Origin of the sequence: Chryseobacterium sp. OV279 (assembly GCF_900128945.1) — a bacterium.
Taxonomy (GTDB): domain Bacteria; phylum Bacteroidota; class Bacteroidia; order Flavobacteriales; family Weeksellaceae; genus Chryseobacterium.
The window spans coordinates 61,313-77,404 of sequence record NZ_FQUD01000003.1 but is presented as its reverse complement, the minus strand read 5'-3'; the positions used below and the strand labels follow the sequence as shown (position 1 = coordinate 77,404).

Genomic DNA, 16,092 nt, shown 5'->3' with positions numbered 1-16,092 from the left:
CTTAAAATATTGCCAGCCTCCTCCATAATACTATTGAGTAGTTGCCTGACCCTCACTATTAAAATTAACCTTTTTATTTGTTCCTCTAACTTGACCAACTTGAGTATCTCGGCTAAAGCCTTTTGCTAAAGTTGTTCCTGCAGTCATTGGCGCTGAATTAGGATTATTTGAATTGCATGTATTTAAACACAATGTTGTCCCTGAAATATCAGCTTTTGGATCTGGTAAGTCAGATATTTTTTTTCCTGGTGTTTGTGAAGTATTAGTTTTTCCATTATCTGTAGATACAATATATTCTCCATCTTTTGTTTTAATATTATTATCTGGATCTATATTTAAATGTAACTGCTGATTACTCCCATGATGATTCATAACGATCTCAGATGGTTTTCCTTCCATATCACCCCAATCTTGAGCAAAATCTTTTTCAGTCATTGCATCACTTAATGCTACACTTCCTTTTCCAAATTTCTTTTCATACTCCCGAAGATGTTCGTGCAAGCACGGTAGAGAACTTATTGTCGTATGCAATGATTGATTATTTGATCAGATGTATACAATATAGGCTGGTGATTAATACTTCCCTTCCAAATAATTTGATTATCAAAAGAAATAGAAGTATTATCATACTCACTACTTGTAATAACTCTATCTAAAGAATACTTTTTTAATTTTAAATTATATGAAATACCTATTTTTACAGCATTACATTTAATGAGATTTTTTCCTTTCTTTTCGGAAATTAAAAAACTTTTCTTTTCTCCTTTTATTTCTAAAATATAAAAATTAGATGTCTTAATAATCTTATTAAATATTATATTGTCTGGAGAAATATTCGACCTGTCCTGCGCAAAACAAGATGATGTTACAATAAGAACTAAATTAATAAATATTAATTTAATTAGGAACTTTATTTTCATAGAGAGGGTATTTTTTACCATTTATATCAAGAAATATCTTTTCTGTTACTGATCCATCCCGATTTTTCTTTATATCTTTACCTGGAGTTCCGTTTCTAATCCTATCTGGATCTAGTGCACTAGCTTTATTATGTGCATTTAAGTAATTGGGTATATTTCCTTTATTAGATCCCGGTGTTTCAGATGCAGATATGTAGCTTTCTAAAATTTCATGTAAAGCTGCCGAACCTTGTGGTGATTTTTCGGCTTTATCCACTTTTTCTGCCTGATTTGGATTTAAAGTCTGATAACCTTCAGTAATTGTTTCACCATTTTCATTTTTAACAACCTTATTTCCGCCATAAGCACCACTTACAATATAATTCCCATCAGCTGTTTGATTTGCACTTGTCGCTTCTAAATTAACTATGACACTGTGATCATTAGTCGCTTCTAAAAGTTTCTGTTCAGCTTTTGTTGCTTTTGCTCCCTCCTTTACTGAACCTGTGACTTTACCATTCTCATCAAGTTTTAAATCAAGATTTGTTGTTTTAGATTGTAATTGCTTAAAAGCTTTATCTTTTAAATCTCCTGTAATTACAACATCACTTACACCTCTACCATCAGGATCTATAAACCTTAAAGGATTATTAATTGCATAGTTAAATGGTGACCATCTTCTATATTGTTCCGCCAACGGATCTACAACACCCCATCTCCCAAGATCCGCCATATAAAACCTCGCCCCATAATCATACATCCCCGTCTCCTGCAGCTCCTTACCATTGTACTTATAACTGTAATACCCACCAAAATTAGAACTGCTTAGCATTCCTTCTATATGATTGAGGCCAAATGGGTAATAATTGTTGGTATCCGTTACTTCAAGAGCTCCTGCGCTGTTTTTGGCAAAACTTACTCTGGCATTTCCCAGATGATCTCTGTACTGGTAAATATAACGGTTTTCTCAAATAGTAAACCACTGCAATTTTACAGTGGTTTTATTCATTAAATGCTAGTAGTACGGATATAGTTACAATAAATAATATTTACATTTATAAGAATATTGAAATAGCTGCTATTATAAACTCTATTTAACAAATGAAAGATTGTATTGATTAAAAAAAATTAATATTTTCAAATAATTTTTTAATTTTGATAAATCATTATCACTTAGTTTTTTTGAAGAAGAATCATAATAATAACTAAAAATTTTACTATCTTTTTTTATTAAACTAATATAATTATAACATCCAAAACACATTCCGCAATTTTTATACATCCCAACATTTTCAAAATTTTCAAATAATAGATCAAAATCAGAATTGTTAATGTGTATTTGCTCTTGTGCAACTATCTTATTATTAAAAATTTCAATATAAAACCATTTATTATTTTTGTCTTTATAAATTCTTTTGAATTTCACATCAATTTCCCCAGATTTGGATTGATATAAAACAATATCATATTTGTTGTTAACCTGATAAAATTCTTTTACTTGATTCTTATCTAATATCATTTCTTTGTTAGAGGTTGCCAATACACACTTTCTATTATTTGGCTCATCTACTTGACTCTTGCAATTAGTGTAAAATAATAAAATGAGTAAAAAAGAGTAAGTAATGAAAACGTTATTTTTTTTTCTTATAATAATCATATCCTGGCTTTATTACATTTAAGTTGACTGTTCCTGATTTTATTTTCCCTGTAAGAGGATCTATTGTAATACTTGGTGCATTTTTAAATGTTTGTCTTAAAGGAATTTTAGTACCTGTAGGGTCAATTTGAGCTCTAATAACATTTTCAATATGCGAAACTTCTGTTTCTTCTGTTTGTCTTACTTTAGCAGCATGTTGTATAGATTTAGAAAAATAGTCTGGATCAGAAATATTTCCCTCATAGTCACCCTCTACTTTTCCTTGATCAAATCTAAAGGCATGACCTTCTTCATGACCAATACCAACTATACTTGTACCTAAATCAATATCATTAGAAGTTTTTTTGTTTAAATCTAAATAAATATCAGTCCCACCTCCTGTTTCAGTATTATATCCTTCTTTAGGCTCAGTTACATTCGAAATAATGTTTCCATTTGAATCCTTTTGGTTAAGATGTATAGTATGTACATTTTTTGATTTAACCAATGTATTCCAGTTATTTCTCGCCTCTTCAGAACTTCTATTTAATTCCCTTTGAGATCGTTTAAAATCTCTCTTTAATTCCCCATTCTCTTTTTTAGATTTATTCGGGTCGTTTGCATATTCGATCTTCATTCCATCAGGATCTATAAATCTTATCGGGTTATCTACAGCATAATTATAAACGCCATGTCTTCTATAAGCCTCCGCCAGCGGATCCACCGCACCCCATCTCCCAAGATCCGCCATATAAAACCTCGCCCCATAATCATACATCCCCGTCTCCTGCAGCTCCTTACCATTGTACTTATAACTGTAATACCCACCAAAATTAGAACTGCTTAGCATTCCTTCTATATGATTGAGGCCAAATGGGTAATAATTGTTGGTATCCGTTATTTCAAGAGCTCCTGCGCTGTTTTTGGCAAAACTTCCCCTAGCATTTCCTAGATGGTCTCTGTACTGGTAAATATAACGGTTTTCTCAAATGGTAAACCACTGCTATTTTACAGTGGTTTTTTTTAATCTGGTATATAAGCCAGAGTTTGGTATTGGGTTGTTTCCTTTAAGAGTATTTTGCTGCTATAAATTCAACAACTTGTTGCTTAGGATTATAAATTATAAATTCAATTTTATCATTTACTAAAGATATTTTATTGATGAACTCTTTTGTTTGTTCCATACTTTCAAATACACTATATGCTGATTTTTCTTCATCCCCCCTATGAATTTCAAGATCAACATTTAAAACAATTCCTGTTTCACTATTTGACATTAGAACCGAAAATTGATGTTCTTTTAAATTTGGAAATTTCATAATTTATCTATCTAAATTAACTTTTTTTACATTCGCTCCTGTTACAGGACCTTTCACTAACGTTTCAGATTCGCTAACAATTGTACCTGGAGACTGTACTAAATTAACAGATTTTAAATTTGGACTTTGTACTAATTGGCTATTAGGAATTTCAGCTGTCAAAACAACCCCTTCACCACTAGTTCTCAAGCCAAAATTTTCAGCTACAGACATATTAGAAGTCCAAGATGTATAATTACTTTCTGTTGTGACAGTATTATGTTCTAATGGAGTTGCGCTGCCACCTCTTGGTTTCGCTATTCCTTCTAAAGCATTTTCATATCCCGGACTGGTACTATTCACTCCTCTATATAATTTTGTTGATCCTGTTACTTTTGAGGTTTTTGTAATTTTATGAGTTAATATTGCTGCTCCACCAACGGCAACAGCGGTTCCAATAGATTCAGCATCTCCATTTTTAACTCCTTTTGCAGTTTGTACAATTGCCTTTGCTCCACTTGTCTCGTACAAAGAATTAATGTATTGATTACCTGCTGCTTTTGCACCTCCTTTTTCGTATGCATTATAAACCTTAGTCCATTCTTTTTTAGCATTAATCATTACTGAAGCTGTATTGGATTGAACCAAACCTATTGCTAGACCTTTGGTTCCACCCCATAATCCTCTACCAAAACCTTTAACATCATTCCAACTACAGCATCTTTCTGCTTCTCTACCGTCAGGATCAACAAACATGATAGGATTATCTAAAGCGTACGTATAAGTAGAGAATCTTCGTGATTTTTCTGCAAATTCATCTACAACACCCCATCTCCCAAGATCCGCCATATAGAACCTAGCTCCATAATCATACATACCCGTCTCCTGAAGTTCTTTCCCATTGTATTTATAACTGTAATACCCTCCAAAATTAGAACTACTAAGCATTCCTTCAATATGATTGAGACCAAATGGGTAATAATTGTTGGTATCCGTTACTTCAAGAGCTCCTGCGCTGTTTTTGGAAAAACTTACTCTGGCATTTCCTATTAAATGATCTCTGTATTGGTAAATATAACGGTTTTCTCAAAATAGCAAACCACTGCAATTTTACAGTGGTTTTGTTTTGTTCGGGGCACGAGCGAGACGCTCGCGCCAACTCAGGGTAAGAAAAGATAAAAAGATGTAGCAGGACGAAGTGGGCAAACTTGTGGGTGTTCACGGTGCTGTCATCGGAAGATATGAACGTGACGAAGTAAAACCATCTATTGAGGTAGCTACACAACTTGCGGAAGCTCTGGAAATTTCTCTGGATTATCTTATAGGTGCTACAGATGTTCTTTTGGAAAAAAATATTGTTTCTAAAATTTTGGATATCCAAAAACTAAAAGAGAACGATAGACAACATGTCTTCGATCTCCTTGATGCGTTCCTCAAGCAAACTAAATTGCAATCGATTATGTAAAATAAAAGCCACTCTTCCGAGTGGCTTTTATTTTATTTATTATTTGTTTTTCCTTTATATCGTGTAAGGATTAAAACACCTTCGTAATTACTACGCTTTGTTCCTTGTAAAATAATAGTATCTTTATTATAAAAGAGTATTTTACTGGTATTTTTATGATAATAGCCACTTTTAGGATTTCTCTCAGAATCTATACTAACAACTGAATCATTGATGATAAACCATTTCTCAGGATTATACATATCATCTTTTGGGATAGTATCTAAATTCTTAGTAGTAGAATTATTTATGTATTGGATCTGCCTTCCATCTTTAAAAAATTCTTTTACTCTATATGGATAAAATGAATGATCTTCATCAATGCTATAACAATACCATTTTTTACTAGTTTCTCCTGCAAAGACAGATTGTATTTTATCTTTATTACTTTCTTTACATGAAAAAATAGTAAAAGCTAAAAGAAGTAAACTACTCTTGAGGATGCTTGATGTCTTCATATGATTTTGTTGGATAAATTTTATTTCCTATTTGAACAGTAAGTTTTGTACTTGTTGGCAGGTTATTCCCTGAGTTATAAACATTTATATATACTCCTCCCGTATTCTCTTCATTATATTGATTAATCATATCCATGGGATTATTACCATAGCTTGATTCTTTTTCTGCTGCATTAAGAACATGTTGACCAAAACTTGCGGCTTGACCTGCTCGAGAATTATCTGGAGTCTTTCCAAAATCAGGATCCTTAGCTTCGTTTAAGTAAACTTTAGAGTGTAATGTAAAAGTATAGTCTCCCTTGAAATTTTCATTTTTATGTCCAAGCTTTCCTCCTTCGTGGTTTAAAGTAGATCGGATATAATATGCATTATCATACTCACCACCTTTTAAAGATGTGGTATTAAAGAAAATATTTCCTCGCCCATTTGTATGAGCATCTCCTTTACCGTATGTCCCTACACCCACATATCCTCCAATATTTTTTTCTCCTGCATAGTGTGCTAAAACTTTAGAAACAGCTGTTATAGTTCCTTTCTTGCTGTAATCTAATTGTGAAAGACTTGCATTTCCTTTATCTGTATGTATAATTACATTGTTGGTTTTTTTATTATCAGTGTACATATAACGTCCGTACTTATTAAAATGATCATCAACAGGTGCTCTACCATCCGGATCAATAAATCGGATTGGATTATCAAAAGCATAGTTATAAGGGCTATGTCTTGTCATTTTCTCCGCAAGCGGATCTATAGCATCCCAGCGTCCTAAGTCAGGCATATAGAATCTTGCTCCATAATCATACATCCCACTCTCCTGAAGCTCCTTGCCGTTGTACTTATAACTGTAATACCCTCCAAAATTAGAACTGCTTAGCATTCCTTCAATATGATTGAGGCCAAATGGATAATAATTGTTGGTATCCGTTACTTCAAGAGCTCCTGTGCTGTTTTTGGCAAAACTTACTCTGGCATTTCCTAAATGATCTCTGTATTGGTAAATATAACGGTTTTCTGTGAAACTGTAAAATCCTTCTGCTGTGGGTACAAAATCCAGTTTCCATTCCGGCGTTCCGCCAAGACCGGGAAATGTTTTTCCTACATTTTCATAGGCCTGCTCTTCAAAAGCAGACTCTGTTCTGCAGCCCAGACAGGGTTGAAATCCATCTCCCGTATCGATATAGCTGTACTGGAACCCATCCAGATAGTCCGTCATTCGGGTGGTAGTCACAGCTCCTCTTCCATCCATTCTGCCGGTATAGATTTTTTTCAGCTTCGTTCCGTCTGCACGGTAAAGATAACCGAGATTGGAACGAAAAGTAACGCCCATCGTGGTCTGTACAATATCAAAAGTATTGGGCAAACTCAGATAATTGTACGTAATGGTTTGAATCCCTTTATCTTTCATATTAATCATATTGCCGTTCAGGTCATACTCAATGATATTATTTCCTCCCTCATATCCAGTATCATTTAAAGAACTTTCAATAACCTGATTCAAACGGTTTCCAATGTATTTATACTCAAGATCATCCACCTGTGTGGATGTTGAGCCAAAAACAGGAAGGGCATTTCTTTTTAAGAAGGCAATATTGCCATTTAAATCGTAGATTAAACGTTCATCAAAATTCTTGTTATGGGGATTGGTTTTCTCAGGTTCTGCATATTCAGCGTCGGTTAATCTGTTCAGTTTGTCATAGGTGTAATTGTATCTTTTAAGGTTATTCACCGTTGACATATTCCAGTCTATTTCAGCAATATTTCCATTGAATTTCCCCGGTGAAATACTACTGTAAACAGGATCTGTATATTTTACTTTATATCCGAACAGTTTTCCGTTCAGGCTTACAGGATCATTGATCTGGGTCATCCAGCCTCTGATGTTGTATTTGTAATCGATACTTTGGAGCGGTGAACCCATACTAACTCCTCCCACTTTCTTGTTTTCAACCTGGGAAAGTTCATTGTATTTATTCTGAACCAGAATTTCTTCAGGATTCCCGTCTACCTGATGCTTATGCACTAAAAGTCTGTTCTGGTGATCATAGGTGAAGTTTTCAGTGATGACTCTTTCTGTATCTGTCTCTAACCTTTTGTGTTTTGTAATAACCATCTGCGGTGCCCCCCCAAAATCCAGTTTAGATTCTGTTTTGGTATACCCTCCCAGATGATTAATGGAATAAGTGCCAATTGGTCGGCCTTTGATATCGTAATAGGTATAATTCCTGGTCCATCCATAATCACTGGCTTCTGTATTTTTTATATAACTGGCAGTAGGTAATCCTTTTGTACTGGACGTTGAATTTTGGGTGTTTTCCGGCAAAACACTATCTCCAAGTATCTGTGATGGAATATCTGGTGCTCCTACAGGATAGGTATCATAATAATTAAGACTCAGAAAATTATATACTTTGTCATATTGAGGGTAGCCTTGGGCAACAGAATAGTACACGCCCATCCCGCTGTAATTCACCACAACGGAAGAGCTTCTGGTTTCATTGTTACTCCCTTTGGTATTTGCGTAATTTTGTTCTTCCAGACGGGAATTTCCCATAGCAAGGCATATTCCGGTCATGATAACTCTTCCGAACTGGTCATATTTGGTATACAGCCAATGCCCTTTTGCATTTAAATTCGCATCCTGGGTAGCTACCAGTCTATCCTGTTTATCATACACCATAAACTCTCGCCCTTTTCCAGGAAGTTTCTTCTCAACAAGCCTTCCTCTCCCGTCGTAGCTGTATTGGTAGCACAATTCATCCTGCTTTACCGTATTCGCAACAATATCACCACGGATGCTTGCCAACGGTGGAACTACAAATGCCAGCTGATTAAATTCATTGTAAACATAATAGGTATCAGCATATTCATCATTGGCAATGACTTTTCTTACCAATATCGTTTGTCCCTTCCCGTTTTTAAATTCTATGGTTTCATTTAAATCTTCATCTTTTACAGAGTTTTTATACAACTGCCCATCGGTATACAGCCAATTTTCTTCCAATCGGGACTTTGTTGCCCCATTTTCCCATGAGGTAACGGTGATGAACTTTTTAACCCTATCAGCTACAGTAACCACATCGTATCCAAATTTCACAGGCTGGGTGTTCCAGGCATTCCCCACCTGTTTCTGTTCCAAAACCCTGTCTAATGGTGAATTTTCTAATATCTTTTCGGAGTAGATCTTTTCGGAGCCATAGATATCAGGCTGGGTGGCATTGGCTAAAGATAAAGGAACGATTCCTCCATTTTGAGTTCCAGGCTGAGGAACAGGAAGAAAATCAAAAACCTGTCTGCCGAACTGATCGTATTCTATATGGGTAACCACATCTCTTCCCAAAGGAGAAGCTTTTATGTTCACTACCTGTTTAGGTCTTCCAAGACCATCTATATACTGAACGGTTTCTGAAGTTTTTGTCGGTTGGCCGCCTGAATTATAATCAAGATAGGATTTAGAATACACATAGTTTTCTCCCTGGGTCAGCTGGGCATTCACGGAATGAGCCATCAGCAAAACCCCAATGGGAATGATTATTTTTTTCATGCTTGTGTTTAGTTTTTATAGTTGTATTTGTATTCTTTCGCGATTCTGTAAACACCATTTTTATCCAGCTGTTTTACTTCTTTCAATCGATTAGCGGTATCATAGGTGTAAATTTCTCTCATTCCGGACGGTGGAGTGATGCTGGTTACACCAATTAATGGATTGTAAGTATAGGTGCTGATCTGGTAAGCCGATAATGCAGAATTGTTTCTGAACAAATCTAAAGCCGCAACCAATGATTGCTCGGAAGCCTCTGTACCCAACTGGGCATCATTGTCTGAGGCATTGACGATATTATCAATTAATGACTGGCTGATATCTGATAGTTTCGCGCCCTCTATTTTAACGATAGGCTGGGTTTTCTTGTAACCCCAGATTACAGTCGTAGAAATTCCATCTTTTGTGGTGTATTGCTGTATGTTTCCTTTGGAATCATATCTGTCATAGGACACTTCCACACTCATTGCCGGAAGATTAACATTTGTATTTAGATCTTTTAAGTCATAAGAAACTACAGATAGAGGAAGTACCAGAGAAGCACTGTTGTTTGTAATTTCTGCAACAGTTTTCGGATAAATGGTTTCTGTTCTTGACAACGTTTTTGTAGTAGTTCCAATCTTCTGCGTTGTTGAAGTTTCCAGAGGAAGTCCTATCATATTCTTATCGATCATCAACTGATTACCTTTTTCATGAGCATATTGGTAAGTGGTTTCTGTTACCGTATTGTCTGAAGTTTTTGCAGTTACGGTTCTCACATTCATAGGTTTATTGATATCCGTATCGTAGTAAGCTGATTGAGTAACCGTTTCTATAACTTTATTTCCAGGGAAATATTCTGTCGTTTTAGATTCAGTATTTTCAACTTTACCTGAATTGATTGATAAAATTTCTTTATTTACTAAATATATATGGCCATAAATGGTCTCATGTGTACTACTCGTTATTCTTTTTGGATATTTTACGATATCCAGATTTAAAGCAAATCCCATTTGGTTGGGATCTCCGGTAATAAATCCGGCTTTGGGGTTTTTTAGATTATTAAAGGCATATTTATTAGTTTGCACTCTCAACGTATCACCCAGCTTATTTAAGATGATATTTTTTTCCAGTAATCCATTTTTCCAGTCATCATAATTGGAATAAATGTGGGTATACATTTTATCACTGTCTGAACTGTTGATCTTTGAAAATATATTGATGTTTTCTCCCAAATCATTATACTCTGTTACTTGCTTATAAGTAATAACATCTGAAGAACCATAGCTGTTATAACTGGTGCTTGAGTTATTAATAACAAGATATTTTTGAACATACGGGGGATATATTTCAGCTCCTTCGGTGTTAAGTTCAGAATATCTTTTCAGTAAACTGGTATATTGAAAAGGCATATTCAGAACCCCGCTGCTTTTATTGGTATTGGTAGCCGGATCGAAGGTTTCGTATTTATAATTGTAGGCATTTACAATGCTGTTTTCATTTTTATCTTCAATTTTTTTAATTCTAAGCCCTCCAATCGGAACGTTGGTATTCAACGTGTTATACTTCCCATACTCTACATCTATAGCATATCCACACTGGCATTTACCCTGTCGGGATAAAGATATGTTAAATACATTATTTGAGGAATAAAGTTCAAATACAGCAGGTTTTCCATTAGTTCCATAATTCTGCCCCATAACAATAGCATTACCATAGCAGGATGTATCGTGAACCTGACTTGTTTCGTCATCCACATTGTTTTGGCAGGTGTTCCCAAATGTCAGTTTGATCTTAGGAGCTACTTTTTCATCAAAGAAACTTTGCGGAATAGTAACGGTTTGGTTTACATTTCCGAAACCATCACTGATTCCTCCTGCAGGTTCACTCATTACCGTGGCAAAGTTGTCGAGATATCCCCACTGGTAATTTGTTTTCGTAAAAAATTTATTGGCATTTTCATAATACAGATTTTTGCTTCCTCCGGTTGGATATTCAATTCTGTTTAAAATACCAATCTGTGCATAGGTCGGATTGGTATCACGATTCCTGGTATATTGAGGTTTTACAGAAACATTTTCATTTGGGGATACATAATCTGTATAAACCTGATCGGGAAGATTGTATGAGCCTTCACTGGAATTAGTAGAATTAATATATCCCCAATAGTCATCATTATTAGAATTACGGGCAGGAAAGGGAATACTTTCATTATAATAGAATTTATAATAATTATTCTGCAGGTCATCATAAACGTTCAATAGCTTCAGCCTGTAATTCTGAAAATCAGTACCGGTATTTGAGGTAAAGTAAGAATAATTCATGTGATAATTCTTGATGATCTTTCCATAGTTATCTTTCACAAGGACCTGACGTAGTGCCACGCCATTAGTACCCGAAAGGTCTTTTCTTATGCTTGTTCCGTCAGAAAAAGGCAATCCGTCATTAGAATAATTGAAATATACAGTTCCATCGGGGAAAATAATTTTTGTAATTAATTGCTCCATACTGGCTGCTGTTCCTGTATACCTTTCATATTCAGGTAAACTAGGTGGCAGATTTACATCTGTCATAACGTTTTTAGTGATATCAATATTTACTTTTTCAGTAATACTTTTTTCCTCATAGGAGTACGACTTTGCATATTCGAATAAAATCCTCTTATTATTTGCAGTTCTTATGCTGTCTACCTGATAAAGTGTTTGTGAACCGGAGCCTGTATCACCAGGGACACCCGAATTGACCAGGGTAGAGTTCTTTGTACTTAAGAAATAGGTAGCTCCATCCGTACCTACAATTTTGATATTCTTTTTGTTATTTGTAGCTGTAATCAACAGATCCTCATGAGGAATCGTATATCCTGTATCGTTATTAAAAATAAAGCTCCCTCCTCCCAATGGCAGGGAATAATTGAACATATCGGGTCTTGTATCATATACCCCTTCATAATGATCAGCCACGACTTGTCGGAGCTCATTTTCGTACATACTTATATCAACAAGTTTGGATAATACAGTATTGATATTTTTAGTATACATTGAAGAATACTTGTCATCTTTATCTACAATATTCTGGTTGATGCTGCCAGGAATATTTAAAGACCAGCCTAAGCCTGCAGTACTGGCCACCTCATTTAATTTTATTCCGCCGGTATTATATGACAGGGAAACGGGAATATTAACCCCATCCACATTCACTGTATAAAAAGGAATATTGATATTGGCTTTTCCTCTAAACATATCAACCGGAAGCTTCCCCACTTTGTCCATCGCATATGCATTTGCGGAAGTAGGAAAAGCGACAATGTTTTTTTTCTGTGTACTGTAATCTCCCACTCCGGATTGACTGTATCCGGTAGAAAATATATAAATAAATAATAGTATAAAAACTCTTTTCATCTTAGTTTATTTCTTAATTAATTTTGCATTCGCCGTCTTATTCCCATCGGTCTTTACCGTCACCAGATAAGCCCCCTGAATCAAATTCTGAGTATTGATCTTCGTTACTTTATTCTTCGTTTTCAAGCTCTGAAGCTGTCTTCCACCCATATCATACAGCATAATATCAGCTTCTTTGAAATCGAAACCTATTTCTACATAAGCATAGTCTGAAACCGGATTCGGATAAATCTTGATGTCTTGTTTTTCTATGAGTTTATTGATCTGGTTGTCTCCAAGCTTCACAATCTTCCAGTTCTCTTTTCCAAGTTCTTCCGCACTGGTTCCTGCTAAAATTATTGAACCATCTCTGTTTAATTTTATATCTGAAAGTCTTTCCTCTTTCTTTCTGGATTCTCCTTTCACATATTTTCGCCACTCTTCATTTCCGTCTTGGTTGAGATAAAGCATCCAGAAGGTTTCATCATCTGTCTGTATTTTTCCTTCTGCCTGTGTATAGCCTCCTAAAAGAATTCCTTTTGAGGATTTATCATCTGCTGAATGAAGAACACTCATTCCCATTAAAATATCTCTGTTTTTGAAATTGTAAGACTTTTGCCAGATTTCTTCGCCTCTTTCGTTTAAAGAAATTAGCCATAGATCTGTTCCGTCTTCAATTCCTACCGTTTTATTTCCCGATCTTTCAGATCTGGATTCTCCACCGATTACATATCCTGCAGATGTTAAGGCCAATGTTCTGATATGGTCATCACCTTTTCCTCCAAAGTTCTTTTCCCATTCTACTTTTCCAGTTTTATCGAGCTTCACGATCCAGTAGTCGCCCTCGCCGAAATTATCCGTAGACTTAGCGGTTCGGGATACGGGATATGAGGTTGCCGAAGACGACTTATCTGTGGAACCCGAAACCCGGATCTCGGAGCTCCTCGAGTAAATTCCCAACAACGTTCCTCCATCTCTGGTAGGAATCATTTTCTCTACTTCATCCAGGCCCTTTCCACCTAAAATCGTTTCAGAAAGTATTTTTCCGTTTTTATCAAGTCTTGAGATCCAAACATCTTTTGATCCATAACCTTTAGATGAGTTTTGAACATTTCCGGCTATAAAGAATCCGAGGTCTGTTGTTTGAATAACAGATCTAGCTTCCTCATCAGAAGAACTTCCCAATGTTTTTTGCCAAAGCTCATCTCCGAATTCATTGATTCTGATCAGCCAGACATCAGATCCACCTTTGGAATCTTCTTTTTTATCCAATCCTTTTCCGGAATAAGATGTTCCGGCCAGAAGAAAACCTCCTTCCTGAGTGGCTACAGAAGCCGACAGATAATCGTGGTTCTGTCCTGAGAAATATTTTTCCCAAACCTGCTCTCCCTGCTGGTTCAGTTTGATTAAATGGAAATCGTAACCATTGTTCTGTTGATTCCCTTCTTGTATTTTGGATGCCTGAATTGAGCTTCCCGAAATAAGATATTGTTGATCAATAGTCGTCGTAACCTGGCTTAGAAAATTCTGTGTAGAAGACCTGATGTCTTTCTGCCACAATACTTCCTGGGCAGAAAGCCCCAGAAGCGTGCACAAGGTCAATGCACAGGAGTAGAATTTCTTCATCTGTTTGTGTTTTAAGTTAATATTAGTTTTATAAATAATGCGGCAAATTTAACATTTTTTAACACACCCGCAAGTCTCTTTAATGAGATTTAATGAGTAATTTATCACTTACCAATGCATTTCCAGTTTTACCACTACAAAAGTATCCCGGGACAGCGACAGAACGTGACGCATATAAATTGTACAGGGTGCTTTTTCTTTGATATCAAAGAAAATAAATATTGAAAAAAAATTACAGAAAATGCCTGTGTACAACGGAACTGACAGCAACTAGAGTAAATGTGCAGAATGTAAACCTGGTAAAACATTCATTTTTTCATGCGCGGTATGTTCCAAACAGCCTGTCCCAAACAGAAGTATAAAAACCAAAGTTTTTGTTTCCATCCAAATGATGCTGATTGTGAAACTTGGTTGTTCCAACAAAGAGCCTGTCAAATGATGCCGGAAAGAATTCCCGGTTCAGATGGCCTATAGTTCCCCAGATAAGATTGATGAATACATAAAGACTTATAGAAATTATAGAAAAATCATAACTCATTAATAAGGCTAAAATCATGAATCCAAAGCCGATGGTTTCAAAAGGATGCAATACAAAGAGGCTTAGAAAGTTGGTGCTTATATGCTCATGATGCCTGCCATGCAATATTTTATACACAAAAGGCAGATGGGCGGCATAGTGAAAAAAGTACATCAGAAGATCCATTAAAAGAATGAAACCAATGGTTTCCAGAACAACAGAAACCGCAGACGGGTTTATATCAAGGATAATCCAATGGGTTTTCCATAAAAATGCACCCAATAACATTACCACGCTGTTACAGAAAACCGTAAGAAGGCTGAGATAGAAATCAGATTGGGTAATGGGATGGTTTTGCTCCTGCAGCACGTCTTTGCGGCATGTTTTTTCAATAAACTGATATAAGCCTACTGAAAATAAACACAAAAGAATATTGGATAAAAAGCTGAATATGATCCATTGCGGCCAAGAGAACTGCCAGAATATTTTTACATACTCAGAAAAATGAAACCAATCAAAATACATACACTTGTTATCTGTCAACCTGATAAATGTATGAATTTCACAGTAAAGAATCTAATGAAGACAGAATAAATAATCCGTAGAGCCTTTTAAACACTTAAAGCTCTGCTTGAAAATATCCTGAAAAGATTAATTTCACATCCATTGAAAATCAAAGATTTTCAAAAAACTTAAGTGAACTTCTTATTCTCAAAACATTCAACTTCAAAATAACTTACGTGTTAAAACCTTTTTTCAGCTGAATCGTGAGCACTTTTTCACCACTGATTTCACTGATTATACAGATGATTGGGAATATTTCACGTGTTCTTCTGAGTGATTCCTATTAATCTTTCAAGATAAAAATTTTAGATTTTCAGAAAGTTTATATGTTCTTCTATGCAGTTTTTCATCAACTTTATTCAACTAAAATATAGAAAAAATTTTGCGGCTTTTGTGGTTATATAAAAATCATTTCTGCCTTGTCTTCCGTCTTAATTCCCGCACCCGCAAAGTCAGCTGTTTACGCAGATCATTATGGTATTGTCTGTAGTTTTTAATGCTTCTTTCCAATTGTCTTTTATTGGCCAGATAATCTTCATACAATTCTCCCAATTCTGAGATCTTCGAGATCATATCAGAAGGCTGGACCTCCGAAGTTCCGGCTGTTTTCTTCAGGAGACCGCGGTAATACTCCATCCGGTCTGTGAGGCTGCTGTGAAATTTAGGTTCTATTCCCTGCATGGCTGTTGGTTTATG

14 protein-coding genes are annotated in these 16,092 nt (G+C 35.5%); 1 reads left to right on the top strand and 13 read right to left on the bottom strand.

Annotated elements, in window-relative coordinates:
- Positions 1 to 30: 30 nt before the first annotated feature.
- The 7 genes from BUA72_RS12710 to BUA72_RS24770 all read right to left on the bottom strand — a co-directional run bounded on the left by BUA72_RS12710 (position 31) and on the right by BUA72_RS24770 (position 4,883).
- A complete protein-coding gene (locus BUA72_RS12710; protein WP_072923231.1) occupies positions 31 to 501 on the bottom strand; it encodes a hypothetical protein in 471 nt (156 codons plus the stop codon).
- Positions 502 to 515: 14 nt separating this feature from the next.
- Complete coding sequence (locus BUA72_RS12705; RefSeq protein WP_072923230.1) at positions 516 to 920, bottom strand: hypothetical protein; 405 nt, start codon at positions 918 to 920, stop codon at positions 516 to 518.
- Positions 898 to 1,833, bottom strand: a complete 936-nt coding sequence (locus BUA72_RS24780) for an RHS repeat-associated core domain-containing protein (protein ID WP_317043246.1) — start codon at positions 1,831 to 1,833, stop codon at positions 898 to 900. Before BUA72_RS24780 ends, BUA72_RS12705 begins: the two co-directional genes overlap by 23 nt.
- 156 nt (positions 1,834 to 1,989) lie before the next feature.
- Entirely contained in the window at positions 1,990 to 2,556 is a 567-nt protein-coding gene (locus BUA72_RS12695; protein WP_072923228.1) for a hypothetical protein, read from the bottom strand.
- On the bottom strand, positions 2,531 to 3,436 hold the full coding sequence (locus BUA72_RS24775) for an RHS repeat-associated core domain-containing protein (protein ID WP_317043244.1): 906 nt from the start codon (positions 3,434 to 3,436) through the stop codon (positions 2,531 to 2,533). The genes BUA72_RS12695 and BUA72_RS24775 overlap by 26 nt, the downstream gene beginning before the upstream one ends.
- A 166-nt stretch (positions 3,437 to 3,602) precedes the next feature.
- A complete protein-coding gene (locus tag BUA72_RS12685; RefSeq protein WP_047454171.1) occupies positions 3,603 to 3,854 on the bottom strand; it encodes a hypothetical protein in 252 nt (83 codons plus the stop codon).
- 3 nt (positions 3,855 to 3,857) lie between these two features.
- Entirely contained in the window at positions 3,858 to 4,883 is a 1,026-nt protein-coding gene (locus tag BUA72_RS24770; RefSeq protein WP_317043242.1) for an RHS repeat-associated core domain-containing protein, read from the bottom strand.
- A gap of 148 nt (positions 4,884 to 5,031) precedes the next feature.
- Between BUA72_RS24770 and BUA72_RS12675 the strand changes: the two genes are divergently transcribed.
- The gene (locus tag BUA72_RS12675; protein WP_228407880.1) at positions 5,032 to 5,298 is read left to right on the top strand and encodes a helix-turn-helix domain-containing protein; all 267 of its coding nucleotides are present in this window, start codon (positions 5,032 to 5,034) and stop codon (positions 5,296 to 5,298) included.
- Between the two features lie 32 nt (positions 5,299 to 5,330).
- Here the strand turns inward: BUA72_RS12675 and BUA72_RS12670 are convergent, their stop codons facing one another.
- The 6 genes from BUA72_RS12670 to BUA72_RS12645 all read right to left on the bottom strand — a co-directional run bounded on the left by BUA72_RS12670 (position 5,331) and on the right by BUA72_RS12645 (position 16,077).
- The gene (locus BUA72_RS12670) at positions 5,331 to 5,795 is read right to left on the bottom strand and encodes a hypothetical protein (protein WP_034732076.1); all 465 of its coding nucleotides are present in this window, start codon (positions 5,793 to 5,795) and stop codon (positions 5,331 to 5,333) included.
- Positions 5,767 to 9,336, bottom strand: coding sequence for a DUF6443 domain-containing protein (locus BUA72_RS24480; protein ID WP_083544209.1), 3,570 nt, complete (start codon positions 9,334 to 9,336; stop codon positions 5,767 to 5,769). The genes BUA72_RS12670 and BUA72_RS24480 overlap by 29 nt, the downstream gene beginning before the upstream one ends.
- An 8-nt stretch (positions 9,337 to 9,344) precedes the next feature.
- Positions 9,345 to 12,710 carry a hypothetical protein gene (locus BUA72_RS12660; protein WP_072923224.1) on the bottom strand — a complete coding sequence of 1,122 codons (3,366 nt, stop codon included), beginning with the start codon at positions 12,708 to 12,710 and terminating at the stop codon, positions 9,345 to 9,347.
- Between the two features lie 6 nt (positions 12,711 to 12,716).
- Positions 12,717 to 14,315, bottom strand: coding sequence for a T9SS type A sorting domain-containing protein (locus BUA72_RS12655; RefSeq protein ID WP_072923223.1), 1,599 nt, complete (start codon positions 14,313 to 14,315; stop codon positions 12,717 to 12,719).
- A gap of 316 nt (positions 14,316 to 14,631) precedes the next feature.
- Complete coding sequence (locus BUA72_RS12650) at positions 14,632 to 15,357, bottom strand: sterol desaturase family protein (protein WP_083544208.1); 726 nt, start codon at positions 15,355 to 15,357, stop codon at positions 14,632 to 14,634.
- 447 nt (positions 15,358 to 15,804) lie between these two features.
- A complete protein-coding gene (locus BUA72_RS12645) occupies positions 15,805 to 16,077 on the bottom strand; it encodes a hypothetical protein (protein WP_047454155.1) in 273 nt (90 codons plus the stop codon).
- Between the last annotated feature and the right edge of the window lie 15 nt (positions 16,078 to 16,092).

Coding starts and splice junctions, on each gene's coding strand:
- BUA72_RS12705 (WP_072923230.1), bottom strand. CDS start 920: ATGAAAATAAAGTTCCTAATTAAATTAATATTTATTAATTTAGTTCTT.
- BUA72_RS12695 (WP_072923228.1), bottom strand. CDS start 2,556: ATGATTATTATAAGAAAAAAAAATAACGTTTTCATTACTTACTCTTTT.
- BUA72_RS12685 (WP_047454171.1), bottom strand. CDS start 3,854: ATGAAATTTCCAAATTTAAAAGAACATCAATTTTCGGTTCTAATGTCA.
- BUA72_RS12670 (WP_034732076.1), bottom strand. CDS start 5,795: ATGAAGACATCAAGCATCCTCAAGAGTAGTTTACTTCTTTTAGCTTTT.
- BUA72_RS24480 (WP_083544209.1), bottom strand. CDS start 9,336: ATGAAAAAAATAATCATTCCCATTGGGGTTTTGCTGATGGCTCATTCC.
- BUA72_RS12660 (WP_072923224.1), bottom strand. CDS start 12,710: ATGAAAAGAGTTTTTATACTATTATTTATTTATATATTTTCTACCGGA.
- BUA72_RS12655 (WP_072923223.1), bottom strand. CDS start 14,315: ATGAAGAAATTCTACTCCTGTGCATTGACCTTGTGCACGCTTCTGGGG.
- BUA72_RS12650 (WP_083544208.1), bottom strand. CDS start 15,357: ATGTATTTTGATTGGTTTCATTTTTCTGAGTATGTAAAAATATTCTGG.
- BUA72_RS12645 (WP_047454155.1), bottom strand. CDS start 16,077: ATGCAGGGAATAGAACCTAAATTTCACAGCAGCCTCACAGACCGGATG.